Origin of the sequence: Paeniglutamicibacter cryotolerans, assembly GCF_014190875.1 — a bacterium.
Classification (GTDB): Bacteria; Actinomycetota; Actinomycetes; order Actinomycetales; family Micrococcaceae; genus Paeniglutamicibacter; species Paeniglutamicibacter cryotolerans.
Map to the genome: position 1 here is coordinate 731,925 of NZ_JACHVS010000001.1, position 14,504 is coordinate 746,428.

The 14,504-nt window shown below is 63.6% G+C and carries 8 protein-coding genes; 5 read left to right on the forward strand and 3 right to left on the reverse strand.

Annotation, left to right across the window (positions count from 1 at the left end; all coding sequences use genetic code 11):
* Nucleotides 1–275 precede the first annotated feature (275 nt).
* Both E9229_RS03545 and E9229_RS03550 read left to right on the forward strand, forming a co-directional pair.
* Nucleotides 276–2,483: a glycosyltransferase gene (locus tag E9229_RS03545; protein WP_183509906.1), complete on the forward strand. Its 2,208-nt coding sequence runs from the start codon at nt 276–278 to the stop codon at nt 2,481–2,483.
* Nucleotides 2,480–3,805 carry a glycosyltransferase gene (locus E9229_RS03550; RefSeq protein ID WP_183509907.1) on the forward strand — a complete coding sequence of 442 codons (1,326 nt, stop codon included), beginning with the start codon at nt 2,480–2,482 and terminating at the stop codon, nt 3,803–3,805. The genes E9229_RS03545 and E9229_RS03550 overlap by 4 nt, the downstream gene beginning before the upstream one ends.
* Here the strand turns inward: E9229_RS03550 and E9229_RS03555 are convergent.
* From E9229_RS03555 to E9229_RS03565, 3 genes are all read right to left on the reverse strand, one after another.
* Nucleotides 3,794–5,545, reverse strand: a complete 1,752-nt coding sequence (locus tag E9229_RS03555; RefSeq protein ID WP_246380342.1) for a DHA2 family efflux MFS transporter permease subunit — start codon at nt 5,543–5,545, stop codon at nt 3,794–3,796. The two genes, E9229_RS03550 and E9229_RS03555, sit on opposite strands and share 12 nt — an antisense overlap.
* Before the next feature lie 75 nt (nt 5,546–5,620).
* Nucleotides 5,621–6,205, reverse strand: coding sequence for an SOUL family heme-binding protein (locus E9229_RS03560; RefSeq protein ID WP_183509908.1), 585 nt, complete (start codon nt 6,203–6,205; stop codon nt 5,621–5,623).
* 231 nt (nt 6,206–6,436) lie between these two features.
* Entirely contained in the window at nt 6,437–9,913 is a 3,477-nt protein-coding gene (locus E9229_RS03565; RefSeq protein ID WP_183511850.1) for a bifunctional proline dehydrogenase/L-glutamate gamma-semialdehyde dehydrogenase, read from the reverse strand.
* Nucleotides 9,914–10,185: 272 nt separating this feature from the next.
* Between E9229_RS03565 and E9229_RS03570 the strand changes: the two genes are divergently transcribed.
* The 3 genes from E9229_RS03570 to E9229_RS03580 all read left to right on the forward strand — a co-directional run bounded on the left by E9229_RS03570 (nt 10,186) and on the right by E9229_RS03580 (nt 14,463).
* The gene (locus E9229_RS03570) at nt 10,186–11,118 is read left to right on the forward strand and encodes a LysR substrate-binding domain-containing protein (RefSeq protein WP_183509909.1); all 933 of its coding nucleotides are present in this window, start codon (nt 10,186–10,188) and stop codon (nt 11,116–11,118) included.
* A 206-nt stretch (nt 11,119–11,324) separates the two neighbouring features.
* Nucleotides 11,325–12,824: a sodium/proline symporter PutP gene (gene putP / locus E9229_RS03575; protein WP_183509910.1), complete on the forward strand. Its 1,500-nt coding sequence runs from the start codon at nt 11,325–11,327 to the stop codon at nt 12,822–12,824.
* Between the two features lie 109 nt (nt 12,825–12,933).
* Nucleotides 12,934–14,463, forward strand: coding sequence for a S10 family peptidase (locus E9229_RS03580; RefSeq protein ID WP_183509911.1), 1,530 nt, complete (start codon nt 12,934–12,936; stop codon nt 14,461–14,463).
* The last annotated feature ends 41 nt before the right edge of the window (nt 14,464–14,504 follow it).

A 14,504-nucleotide genomic window follows, 5' to 3' on the forward strand; every position in this document is an offset into this window, starting at 1 on the left:
TGGCTCCCTGCGATCGATAGAGCAGGCTCATCAGCTTCGGTCCTCGAGCAAAGACCGTCACCTGTCGATCGCATGGCATGGCAAGGGGCGCCCCCGCATGCAGCAGTGGGAACTCCTCGTTCGGTCTGGCATGGTTCGGCTCTTTTCCTGTCATATGGTTCACCTATGCGAGAAACTGGTGTTCCTCTTGGTTACCCAATTGCTTGTCCGCATAGGATCAGACTTAGATTTCACATTCCGCATTGGCCCGCCCACACTCTTGACGGGGGATATCCATGAAAATCCAGCATTGCCTCGACGCGGTGAAGAATGCCGACCGCCTAATCGATGCCCTGCGACTGGCAGAGGAATTGGCATTTGAAGCAAGCCGCGATGCGGGCACCAGGAACATCCGCCTGCTACGCAGTGCCATCGGTTCCGAGGACCAACTGGTAGCGATCGCAGCAACGCATGCCCTGGCTCAGGTTTTGGACGAGGAAGCCGATGCAGTGCTCTCCGAACTACTCTCCAGCGACCGTGTTTTCCTACGCGAGCATGCCGTGTGGGCACATGCTTCACGCAGCCCCCGCCCCGAGTCGATCGGTCGGATCATCGGGTTCGTTGCCACGGGAGGATTCGCAGGGATGCTTGCCCAACGGACCCTCGAGGTATGGGCAAGCTCGGCTTCGGAGCTCGTCACCGCCGGGCTGGAGGGCTCCCTGATTGGCGTCATGGACCCGGAGAGTCGCTATCGACTGGTCGAGACCCTGGGCTTGGTGGATCATGCGGCGGCAACCACCGCCTTGATGCGTCTTGCCAAGGACTCCGGTGAGGACGTCTCGGTGCGCGTTGCTGCGGTTGCTGCTCTGGGGCAGCGTCCGGGCAACTCCGCCGTATCCGGGCTGCTAGCCACCTTGACGGATGCTGGGGGGATCCTTTCGGAGGTTGCCCACCTTTCGCTGCTTGATCTACTCGTTCGGGACACCCCGGGCGACGACAGCCTGCCAGAGATCCCGGAACCCGGGCTAACCATTGCCCAGCTCTTCCTACATGCCGATATCGATGCGGACCTGAGCCTCTCCGGAAGCGGCGACAATGGTGGAATCGCCACGTTGTTGGTGAGGTTGGGCGACGCACTGGTATCCGGGGGCACTGATGCGGCTGCCGCACGGCTGGAGGCACCGCGTAGCGCGGGCGTCAGCCGTGTGCTGACCCTCTCCCGAGGGAGCCTGGAGGAGGCGGGGCAGTGCCTGTCGTTATTGGCGAATAGCAATGAGGGTCACCTGTACGGTCGCATACCGTTGCTTCAGGACCCATTGCCAGCCGCTCACGCTTGGCCAGTGCTGGTGGCCGTGCGCCGGGGCATCAGCCGGATCCTGAAATCCGCAGGACGGGTGGACGCCCTGCATTTGCGCATGGCGGATGTGGGCAGCATGGCAGCATTCGACGTTGCCAAGGCCCTGGACATTCCAGTCGTATTCACCGTGGCACCGGACCCTCACGCCGTCATCAACTCCATGGATCTCTCTGGCCACCTGAACCGCACGAATTTCGGAGAGGTGGATCAGGACGAACATTTTTGGTTTCGTGCCCGGCTCGTGCAAAGGCTGGCCTCGAACGCAGCACACACGGTGTTCTTTCCACGTCCGAACCTCACTGCGGATATGAAACAGTTAGTCGGCATCGATCTGGAACGTGCCCCGGAAAGACACACCATTGTCCCCGAAGGAATCGACGTGGCGGCAATCGACGCGGCGGTTATTGAAGCCCAGTCGCTCGCCTCCGGCGGACCGGCCACGACCCCGCTCCTCGATCTCCAGAGCCTGCTGGAGAACCTCCCGGCCGAACGCCGTGGCTTGCCACTGCTGATCAGCGTCGGGCGATTCCACCGGGTCAAGGGCATGGCCTCCATTGTCGAAGCCTGGGCACAGGGAGAGTTACGGGACCGGGCCAACCTGCTGCTGATCGGAGGGAACCTGAAAGACCCCTCGGAAGCTGAGCTCGAACAACTCGACCGGATCGAGCAGGTCGTTCCCGTGGATGGCCGCGCCAGGGCCGGCCTCCTCCTTGCGGGCCACCGTCCCAACGGCACCGTGGCACGTTGGGTTGCTGCGGTCCGGACCGGGATTCCCGGATTCGCAGCACCCCGCGGCATCTATGTGTGCGGCAGCATCAAAGAGGAATTCGGCATCGCTTTGCTCGAGGCAATGGCCACCGGACTACTCGTGGTAGCCCCGAATGGCGGGGGCCCTGCGACCTATGTGGAGCAGGGGCGCACCGGGTTCCTTACACGGACCTGGGACATCGAGATGCTGCGCATGGCCATCATCGATGCTTTGACGTTATCGGAAACCGAAACCTCGGACGAGCGTGCCGCTCATTCGCGAAGCATCGTCCAGAGCGATTTCACGATCGACGCCATGGCCCAGGCGCTGACCGGCGTCTATTCAGAGGTGTACCGTGACGACCTCGATCTTCGAAGAGAATTGATTTCAGTCCTATGAGCCTCCTGATCATCAGCCCAGACTACGCATCACATCTGTACCCGCTCGCGGCACTGGGTACGGCATGGCTGGAGGCCGGCGAAAAGGTGGTGGTCGCCACCGGTCCGGCCACCGCGTCGATTGTCCGCTCCTTTGGTTTTGAGCACGTGAACCTTCAGCTCAGTCGTGGTTCGAATCCCGGAGTCATTCGCGCCGAGGAGCAGCCGGCAGGCGAGGACGACGCCCTGCGCGGTTTCTTTTCGGCAACACGGCTCGGCATGATCGAAACCCTCGCTTTCCAGGCGGAGGCCCGGATGAACGATCTGATGTGGGAGCCGGTCAAGACGGCCCGGGCCGTTCAGCAAATCATCGCAGGGCTCGAACCGGATGCGATCATCGTGGACCATCTGGCATTCAGCGCACGCCTTGCCATGGTGGCTGCAGGGATCAGCCACGTCGACGTCGTCTTGGGCCACCCCACGGCCCTGCCCCTGCCGGCTGCCGCAGAGGTCTATGGTCTTCCACCGGCATGGCCGGCGGCCTTCTCCCCGAGTGCCCAGGAGGCACAGGATTTGCGGGAACTCTGCACGCGTGTCAGCGAATCATTCACCGCCGAATGGAACGCGGCCTTGGCGGAGTTGGCTCCGGGAGCGTCACCGTCCACCGATGCCTTCGCCGAACATGGCGATCTCCTAGTCTTCAATTACCCTGCGGAGCTGATGCCGCTCGCCCGTGCAGAACTCCTACCTCCCCATATCGTGATCGGTTCATCCGTACGCGCCGAGGCCAGGGAGGAACACATCGACCGGTGGCTCTGCGCAAGTAATGAACCCTTTGCGTATGTCAGCTTCGGCAGCTTCCTCTCGGTGCGTGACGACGTGATGCGCAATATCGTCACCGCCTTACGGGAGTCGGGGATCCGCGCGGCCATTGCCTACGGATCGGCTGACCCCGCAACGCTGGGAGAGATTCCGGAGCACTGGCTACTGGGCGACTTCCTTCCACAGGTCACCTTGCTGGGTGCGGCGGCCGTCGGAGTGACGCACGGAGGAAACAATAGCGTTACCGAGTCACTGACATTCGGTGTTCCCCTCGTCGTCCTGCCGTTTTCCACCGATCAGTTCGCCGGCGCCGAAGCACTCGAACGAGTTGGCTTCGGGATGGCGCTGGCACCGAATACCGCGACGGTCGAAGAGATCAAACACGCCATCGGCTCCATGCTGGACTTACCTGACCATACCCGCGAAGCTCTCCGGGAGCTGGGGCAGTCCCTGCGCCGTGATGAGGGCCGGCGCAAAATCCGCACGGTCTTGACCTCCATGGCTTCCGACTCATCCGTCTAGAGGCTCCTCGTGGCTCGTCGAACGAGGAGCCGAGGCCGGAAGTTCCGAATCGGATAACTCGTGATTCAACCGTGGTTGTAAGCGGAAACTCGTCAAGAGGCCTAAGATCAAGGCTCCAGCGGCAATCCAAGATGCCACCGAGACCCCCTGAGTCAATGCTGTCCGTGCGGCATCTGCAATGGGGGCGGTTTCAGCATGGGCAGCAAGCGCCGCAATCGTACCGCCGGCACTCGTCGTGACCGAGTCCACGGCCCCCTGAAGCTGCGGATAGTGGGCAACCAAGGATTCGACTTGGGCTTGGGTGGAATTCTTCAGCGTGGTGAATAAGGCCGTACCCAAAATGGCGATTCCCAGGGCCGATCCCACTTGCCTCGCAGTTGATTGGGTGGATGCTGCCTGACCGGAGCGCTGCACCGGGACATCGGCCAGAACAACCTGGGTGAGCTGGGCAGTCGCGAATCCCACTCCGATGCCGTATACGAAGAGGATGGCCGAGGTAAGCCAGGTCGGAGTGTCAGTGCGTATGACCATCGCCAAGGTCGCTACCGATAGGATTTCCAGCCCGACGCCCAATTGAACCATGCGAACTGCCGGGAGGGATTTGGCCAGGGCCGATACGGCACCAGAGGCCACGAATGATCCGATGGCCAGCGGGACCAGCGCCAGTCCAGATTGGAATGCACTGAGCCCGAGCACGTTTTGAAACCAGATCGGAAGTGAGAGTATCAGCCCGAACTCACCTAAGCTGACTGTCAGTGCCGTGATGTTTCCGCGAGCGAACGACGGAATGTCGAACAGGGAAATATCAAGCAACACGCTTCGCCGCGCTGTTGCGCGGGATTTTTCCAGGAATATGAAACCAATCAGCGCCGCCAAGGCGAGCACAAAGGTCCAAGGGATCGGGGAGAGCCCGAAGATGGCGAAAGGGGCATCGCTGGATGCGCGCCACCAACCGTAATGACGCCCTTCAATCAGGCCGAAGGCCAATGCTCCAAAACCTACCACCGAGAGCAAAGCACCTAGGTAGTCATCAAGTTTTCCGCTGTCCTGTTCGCGGGATTCGGCCACGAACCAGAGGATTCCTGCAGCGGCCAGCAATCCGAGCGGGACATTGATCAAGAAGGCCCAGTTCCAGCTGTAGGTCGTGGTCAGCCATCCACCAATGATGGGACCCAGTGCGGCCATCCCCCCGATAGTCGAGCCCCACACCGCGAAGGCGATGGTGCGTTCCTTACCGCGGAAGTTGGCATTGAGCAAGGACAGCGTGGTGGGCAGGATCATCGAACCGCCGATCCCTTGGACGGCGCGCGCCGAAATCAGCCAGAGTCCCGAGGTTGCCATGGCGCACAGTGCGGAGCTGAGCAAAAATACCAGTAATCCCAGAATCAGGATCCGACGGCGGCCCACCCTGTCAGCCACTCGGCCCCAGACGAGGAGCAGCGCGGCGAAAATCAAGGTGTAGATTTCCTGGATCCATTGGACTTCCGTGGTGTTAAGCCCCAGATCATCAATCACTGAGGGAACCGCCACGGCCACGATTGTACTGTCCATGATGATCAACGCAACGGACAAGCTGATGGCGCCGAGACCGAACCAGCGCAACTTCACATATCGTTCTTTGATTGCTTCCACGATGGAAAGACTACTCCTAGATAGTTCCATGATGGAAGTAGTTTTCGCGAGAAATTTGCTGCCCAGCTGATCGCTCGGTGACGTCCCCTGAAGTACCTGACGAGACATATCCCAGGTCCCCGCTTTACCCGAACAGCCCCACATCGATGACGGGTCGGAGCATGGCCCACCGCAAGGTGGAAGTCAGCTCGGATCCTCCAGGTCAAACATGATTTCGTTGCGGCGTAAGAACCACGGCTTAAAGGGGGGATCGAACCTGGCGAAACGCGGTTCCCCCCTAGTGGTGAAACCCGCAGCACGAAGCGCAATCCGTAGATCTTGGAGGTGGCTCTGATAATTCGGCTGACTCCAGCGCCCGCTATAGCCCTTCACTGCCACCAGTCCCTCCTCAACCCTGCGCAAGTGCACGCGTGGGTTGGTGGGCACAGGAGCGCTTTCGAGCCGCAGCTGCTTCGGCAAGACGAACGCGACGCGGTATCGCCCGGTCCGGCCACCAGCTGACGAATCACCGATGCCCTGCTGGATGACGGGGGCCGTCATCGCGATCTTTTCCGATGCTGCGGTCTGGACCACCGGCGCCGTCATGGCAATATCACGGGATAAGCGGTTCCCGCCGCCAATGTATCCAAACAGATCACGGAAAGCACGGTTTCCTGCATCCTCGAAACTGGCATCAACCAAAACTTCGGCTAGTAGATGTTCGGGATATCGGCGAATCTCAAACTCCGCACGACTTTGCTCCACGCGGTAGGGCTGCTGCTCCGTCATGCCCCCAAGCTACTCCGTTGCCTGCACTTTTTCCACGAGCCTTCAAGGAAGACACGTTAACGGACCGCCTCCCGCTCCGCGTTATCCTGGTTCGGCTCGCGGCATGAGAATCCGGGCACAAGGGCCGAGGTGTAGAACCCCGAAAAATACGACGATGACTCCGCGCAGCAAAGCTCGGGGCCCGCACCTTACTGGGGAAGATACGAGCCCCGCGGTTAGCGGCAGTGTCTACTAGATGACCGAGTCGCTGAGGTGGTTCGGAGTGCCGAAGCGGTGCGCGGTGATGGAGATAGCCTGTTCGTGCAAGAATGTCAGCATTTCCACGCGGCCGGCTGCCACGACGTCGCCGGCGTAGATGGCGACGTCCGGCTTGCCGTTGGTGGCCTCGGCGGTCCCGGCGAGCGAGCCGCCGATCAGTCGGATGCGGGCCGCGGAGTCCGGTCCGGTCTTCGCCGCCAGTGCCTCGGCGCGATGGGTCCATGCCGCCGCATCCTCGATGGACACGGAGACTCCGGCGCCGGTGATGGCGGCACGCAGAGCGGCCGGGATTTCAACGGCGGAGCTCAGCGCGATGCGGGAACCGGCGGTGAGGCCGGCAGAGACGATACGGGCCATTTCGGCCAGACCGTGACCCGAGGTCTGCGCCTCGAAGCGCACGGTGACGTCCAGGGCGCGGTAACGGAACACATTGCGCTCGGCGTGCAGGTCGGAGACGTCCTTGGCCGTGTTGAACTCGTTGTTCCACACGACGGCGTCGGAGGCCAGCGCACGCTCGAGCCATGCGACATCCGGCTCGCCGATGCCGGCGGAGCGTGCCGCCTCAAGCATCGAGGTGTCGGAGCGGCCCAGGGCGGTGGTTGCCGCGGTGATCGGGGCATCCTTCCAGGAGCCCATGCCGACGAGGTAGTTCGGTCCGCCGGCCTTGGTGCCAGCACCGACCGCCGACTTCTTCCAGCCGCCGAACGGCTGGCGCTGCACGATGGCACCGGTGATGCCGCGGTTGATGTAGAGGTTGCCGGCCTGGATGTTCTCCAGCCAATGGGCCATCTCATCGGAATCCAGCGAGTGCAGGCCCGAGGTCAGGCCGTAGTCGATGTCGTTGACCATGGCTATGGCCTCTTCGAGGGTCTCCGCTGTCATGACGCCGAGGATCGGGCCGAAGTACTCGGTCAGGTGGAACTCGGAGCCGCGCTTGACGCCCGAGCGGATGCCCGGGCTCCACAGCTTGCCCGAATCGTCGAGCTTGGACGGCTCGAGCACCCACTTCTCACCGCTGCCCAGCGTGGTCAGGCCGCGCAGCAGCTTGCCCTGTGCGGGTTCGATCACCGGGCCCATCTGGGTCTGCGGGTCCTGCGGGTAGCCGATCTTCAGCGAGTTGACGGCGTCGACCAGCTGGTTGTGGAAGCGTTTGGACTTCGCCACCGAGCCGACCATGATGACCAGCGAGGCGGCGGAGCACTTCTGTCCCGCGTGGCCGAAGGCCGACAGCGCGACGTCCTTGGCTGCCAGGTCCAGGTCCGCGTTCGGGGTGACGATGACGGCGTTCTTGCCGCTGGTCTCGGCCAGCATCGGCAGGTCCTTGCGGAACGAGCGGAACAGCTGAGCCGTCTCGTAGCCTCCAGTGAGAATCAGCCGGTCAACCGCCGGGTGCGAAACGAGTTCGGTGCCCAGTCCCTTTTCGGAGAGCTGGATAAACTGCAGCACATCGCGCGGCACGCCGGCTTCCCAGAGCGCCTCGATCATGACGGCACCGGAGCGGGCCGCCTGGCCCGCTGGCTTGATCACGACGGCCGAGCCTGCGGCAAGCGCGGACAAGGCCGAGCCGGCCGGGATGGCCACCGGGAAATTCCACGGCGGGGTCACGACGGTGACCTTCGAGGGCACGAACACGGCGCCGTCGACGTTTTCCAGTTCCAAACCGCGCTGGGCGTAGTAGTGGGCGAAGTCGATGGCTTCGGAGACCTCGGGGTCGCCCTGGTCCAGGGTCTTGCCGCACTCGGAGCCCATGACCTCGAGCAGTTCGGCACGGCGTGCCTCCAAGGTGACACCGGCGCGGTGCAGGATCGCAGCACGTGCCGCCGCGCCCATTTCCTGCCAACCGGCGGAAGCCGCGACGGCGGTATCCATGACGGCGTTCAGCTCGTCCTCCGTGGCCAGGGTGTGGGCTGCGATGGTGTCGTTGCCCAGCGTCGAGCCGACCATCTTTTGCACGATGGCGCGGCCCCAGGCGCGGTTGCCCGGCAGGTCGGGGTCGGTGTCCGGGGTGTTCTCGAAGTCGGCGGTGCCGTCGGCCAGCGCGCTCAGCTTGGCCTCGATGGCGGCAGCATCGGGCTTCGTACGGTCCTGGATGCGGTGCGGTGCCGGGATGACGTTGCTCAAGGCGTTCAGCGAGTCCATGAAGCGGGCGCGTTCGCGCTCGAACAGTGCCTCGTTGGCCTCGAGCTCGAAGACTGCGGACATGAAGTTCTCCTGGCTCGCGCCCTCTTCAAGGCGGCGGATCAGGTAGGCGATGGCCACGTCGAACTCGCCCGGGTGGACGACCGGGGTGTAGAGCAGCAGCTCGCCGACGTCACGGCGCACAGCCTCGGCCTGGCCGGTGGCCATGCCCAGCAGCATCTCGAATTCAATGCCGGCGGTGACGCCGCGGGACTTGGCCAGCAGCCAGGCCAGTGCGACGTCGAAGAGGTTGTGGCCGGCTATGCCGATGCGCACGTTTTCCACATGGCCCGGGCGCAGCGAGTACTCGAGCACCGACTTGTAGGAAGTGTCCGAATCCTGCTTGGAGTTGCAGGTCGCCACGGGCCAGCCGTGCAGGTTCGCCTCGACCTGTTCCATGGGCAGGTTGGCGCCCTTGACGACGCGGACCTTGATCGACGCGCCACCGCGGGCCACGCGCTTGGCGGACCATTCCTGCAGGTGGATCATGGCGCTCAGGGCATCGGGCAGGTAGGCCTGCAGCACGATGCCGGCCTCGAGGTCCAGGAACTCGGGAAGGTCCAGGATCCGGGTGAAGACCGCAATGGTCAGGTCCAGGTCCTTGTATTCCTCCATGTCCAGGTTGATGAACTTCTGCTTCGGCGTGGCCTGGGCGGCGACGGCGTACAGCGGAATCAGCTTGTCCACGATGTGGCCAACGGCCTCGTCGAAGGCCCAGTGGTTGTGCGGTGCAACGGTCGAGGAAACCTTGATCGAGACGTAGTCGACATCGTCGCGGGCGAGCAGCTTGTGGGTGCCCTCCAGGCGGCGCGCGGCCTCCCCCTCGCCGAGGATGGCCTCGCCGAGCAGGTTGATGTTGAGGTCGATCCCGTCCTTCTTGATCTTCTTGATCGAGGCGCCGAGCTTGGCATCAGTGGCGTCGATAATCAGGTGGCCGACCATTTCGCGCAGCACGCGGCGGGCGATCGGCACGACGATGCCGGGAAGGATCGGGGCCATGGTGCCGCCGAGGGCGACCGCAGACTTCATATACCAGGGCAGGAAGGAGGGGACCTTCGGGGCCAGGGCCTTGAGATTGCGCGCAGCAACCTTCAAGTCCTCGGGGCGAATCACGCCGTCAACGAAGCCGACCGTGAAGTCCAGGCCATTGGGGTCCTTCAGGACGCCTGCCAGCTGGGCGGCGGACGCGTCAACCGGGACCTTTGCACCTTCGGTGAGCCAGTGCCGAACAAGCGTGACCGCCTCGTCGGCGAGCTCCTGCGGGGTGGTCATGGGGGTGCCATCTGCGTGCAGGGCGGGGGCGAGGGTGCGGGCCTGCACCGGTGATTGTGACACTGCTCTTCTTCTCCTACAAAGCGATGAGGGGTAGGGGCGTACCCGCCGGGCTGCTGAACGGCAGGGCGCAGTCGGGTTCAGGAATCAGTATGGAGGTTGCGATGCCTTAAGCAAAAGCGTACTTTTCCGATGCTTTTACTTCGGGTTTTCCGATGTATTCTGAAGGTGTTCCAGGCCACTGCCGCACCCCGAGGAAAAGGCACCCCACAATGCTTGAAATCCGCCGTTTACGCCTCCTGCGCGAACTGAGCATCCGCGGAACCATCGCCGAGGTCGCCGCCACCCTGAGCTACTCACCGTCATCGGTGTCACAACAGCTCGCCCTGCTTGAAAAGGAGGTTGGAGTGCCGTTGATGCGCAAGGTGGGCCGGAGGCTGGCCCTCACCCCGCAGGCAAACGTGCTCGTCGCCCACACCGAAGAGCTGCTTGACTCACTTGAGCGGGCCGAGGCCGCACTCTCCTCGACCATGCCGACCGTCTCCGGGACGGTGCGCCTGGCGGTATTCCAGACAGCCGTCCTCGCCCTGATGCCGCACGTGCTGCGCCAGCTGCGTGAGGAGCACCCGAAACTGCGCGTCGAGCTGGTCCAGCATGAGCCCGAAACGGCACTACACGAGACCTGGGCACGGGATTTCGACCTGGTAGTAGCGGAACAATACCCCGGACATGCGGCGCCCCACTATGCGGAGCTCGATCACGAGGAGCTGACCCATGACCCACTGCGGCTGGCCCTGCCGCTGCGCACCGAACAGGCCCCGGCCGAATTCCACCGGGTGGAATCCATTGCCCAGGCAGCAGGCCTGCCCTGGGTCATGGAGCCGCGCGGTGCGGCCTCACGGCACTGGGCGGAGCAGGTATGCAGGCTGGCCGGCTTCGAACCGGACGTGCGCTATCAGACGGCAGACCTGCAGGCGCATGTGCGGCTGGTGGAATCCGGTAATGCGGTAGCATTACTGCCGGACCTCGTCTGGGCCGCCCAGCCCAGGGACTTGCGCACGGTAGCGTTGCCCGGATTGCCGCAGCGCACCATCTTCACCGCAATGCGCCGCTCCAGTGCGCAAAACCCCGCCATCAGGGCGGTGCGGAGGGCACTGCAGGACGAGGCCGGCGCACTACCCCGCGACATCGGTCAGGGGAGCTAGGGAAAGTGCAGCAGGGGAGTGCCGGAAGGTTCCCCGGAAAAGGTAACAGAGGGATAACGGAGCCGTGATTGCGATCACAATGGTGCCGCCTTTGATGCAATACTCGATAACCGTCCGCCAAGCGCTCCCTAGCGTGGGCACAACATTCCTCCGGTTCAGTGTCATAGCTCAACCCCCGCTGAACCCGAATAAGAACAAGGATTCCTATGTCCGACCAAGCCTTCCAGCTGATCGCGATCGCTGTGTACCTGTGCGCGATGCTCGCCATCGGCTACTTCGCATTCAAGCGCACCACCAACATCGACGATTACATGCTTGCCGACCGCGGGCTCAAGCCCGGCGTAGCGGCCCTGTCCGCCGGCGCCTCCGACATGTCCGGCTGGCTGCTCATGGGCCTGCCCGGCGCGATCTACCTCAACGGACTGATCTCCGCCTGGATCGCCATCGGCCTCACCATCGGCGCCTGGCTCAACTGGAAGTTCGTCGCTCCGCGACTGCGTTCCTACACGGAGGTGGCGCAGAACGCGATCACCATCCCAAGCTTCTTCGAAAAGCGGCTCAAGGACAATAGCCACGCACTGCGCATCAGCGCCGCTGTCATCATCCTGGCCTTCTTCACGTTCTACGTGTCCTCCGGCATGGTCGCCGCGGGCAAGTTCTTCGAGGCCTCCTTCGGCTGGGACTACTTCACCGGCATGTTCATGGTCGCCGGCATCACGCTGGTCTACACGATCTTCGGCGGCTTCCTCGGCGCAACGCTCACAGATGTGGCCCAGGGCCTGCTGATGTTTGCAGCATTGATTGCCGTGCCGATTGTCGCAGTGATCCAGATGGGAAACCTCGGCGACTTCAGCACCAAACTGACCGAGGTCAACCCCGACGCACTAAACCTCTTCTCCAGCTTCGGCGGGGACGCGAACTGGTTCATGGCCGCGATAGCGATCTTCTCCACCGCCGCCTGGGGCCTGGGCTACTTCGGCCAGCCGCACATCCTCGTGCGCTTCATGGCTCTGCGTTCCCCGGGAGAGGCAAAGACAGCCCGCCGGATCGGCATCGGTTGGATGATCCTCACCGCCGTCGGCGCCATCGCCACGGCACTGATCGGCATCGTCTACTTCGCCGAGTCCCCGTTGGACAAGTCCAGCTCGGAAACGGTCTTCCTGCTGCTGAGCCAAGTCTTCTTCCACCCGTTCGTCGCCGGACTGGTGCTGGCGGCGGTCCTGGCAGCGATCATGTCCACCATGTCCTCGCAACTGATCGTCTGCTCCTCGGCCCTGGTCGAGGACCTCTACAACATCGTCGGACGCACTGCATCCCCGAAGAAGCAGGTCAACCTGGGACGTCTCGGCGTGCTGATCGTCGCCGTGGTCGCCGCGCTGATGGCCCTGAACCGGAACTCCAGCATCTTGGATCTGGTCGGCTTCGCCTGGGCCGGCTTCGGCGCCGCCTTCGGCCCGATCGTGCTGCTGAGCCTGTACTGGCGCAAGCTCACCGCCACCGGCGCGCTGGCCGGCATGCTCACCGGTGCAGCCACCGTATTCATCTGGGGCAACATCGATCCGTTGACCCAGAATATGTACGAGATCGTCCCCGGCTTCCTGCTGAACCTGCTCGTCACGGTCCTGGTCTCGCGGGCAACGTTCAAGGCAAACGAGGTCATCGAGGACGAGTTCTCCATCATGGAGAAGCAGGTCGCCGGCGTCTAGCCCGACCCGCTCCCCACGGCGCCGTACCCGCATCCCTTCCGAAGGGATGCGGGTACGGCGCCGTTGCGCATCCAGCGCACTACCGGATACGGCGGGTACGCTGATTCCCATGCCCGAACACACCGCCGCGCCAGCACCCGTCGAACCAGCCAAGCCAGAGGCCACGGACGACTTCACCACACGACGCCATGCCACGGCCTCCGGGCTGCGCTACACCTCGACCACCGGGCGCATGGTGCTGCGCCGTGAGGAGTCCACCGGGGGCAAGGCCGAGGGGCACCGGCCCAAGGCCGAAATCTTCCTGGTCTCCTACACAGCAGACCAGGCGCCAACCGAATCCCCCGCGGCGGTGAACGCCAAGCCGCGGGCCAAGAAGCACACGGACCCGGTTCCAGCGCCGTTACCCAACCCGCGCCCCGTCATCTTCGCTTTCAACGGCGGACCGGGCTCGGCCAGCGTCTGGCTGCACATGGGCCTGCTGGGCCCGCGCATCGTCGATTCGGGCGACGCCGGGAACATGACACCCGCGCCCTACGGCATCATCGATAACCCGGAAACCATCCTCGAGCACGCCGATCTGGTCATGATCGACCCGGTGAACACCGGATTCTCCCGCGTCGTCGACGGCGGCAAGGACGACGAGTTCCATTCCTTCATCGAGGACCGCGATCTGATCGCCGAGGTCATCCGGCTCTGGGTCACCCGCAACGAGCGCTGGCTCTCCCCCAAGTACCTCATCGGCGAAAGCTACGGCACGCTGCGCGCCGTGGCCGTGGCCCGACGCCTGTACGAGGCCTACGGCATGGCGGTCAACGGGCTGGGGTTGATCAGCACGGTGCTGAACATGTCCACCCTGGACTTCGCCCCGGGCAATGACACCCCCTACGCGCTGCACCTGCCCACTTACGCCGCCATCGCCCACCACCACGGTCGCCACGGGAACCGGCCGCTTCAGGAAGTGGTTCGCGACGCCGAGGATTATGCCTCGGGCGACTACGTGCTGGCGCTGCATCTGGGCAACCGGATCTCCAAGCGCAAATACGACGCGGCGGTCAAGCACTTGGCGGAGCTGACCACACTGTCGGAGGCCTTCATCAGGCGCACCGACCTGCGTTGGGACTACATGGAATTCGCCACCGAGCTGCTGCGCGAAAAGGGGCTGATGGTCGGGCGCATCGACGGCCGCTTCACCGGGCGCCCGCCGCGGCTGCAGGAATCACACACCTGGGACGACCCCTCGCTGCGCGCCATCGCCGGACCGTACTCGGCGGCCATCAACCACTACGTGCGGGCCGAACTGGGCTATAGCTCGGACCTGCCCTACGAGGTGCTCACCGGCCGCGTCCAGCCCTGGAGCTACAAGACGTTCGAGGGCGTTCCGGTCGACGTGACCCGGGACTTGGAACGGCTGATGGTCGATCTGCCGCACCTGCGCGTGCATGTCGACTACGGATACCACGACGGCGCCACCCCGCACTTCGCCGCCGAATACGTGTGGGCGCACATGAACCTGGGCCCGGAGGCGCGAACCCGCCTCAGCCATCACTATCACGCCGCCGGGCACATGATGTATCTGAACCCCGCCTGCCGCAGCGACCAGCTCAGCGCGCTGGCCGCTTTCGTAGCGCCGGCCGGGTAGGCCATTCCCACCCGTGCCGCCACCAAAAAAGGGGCACGGCG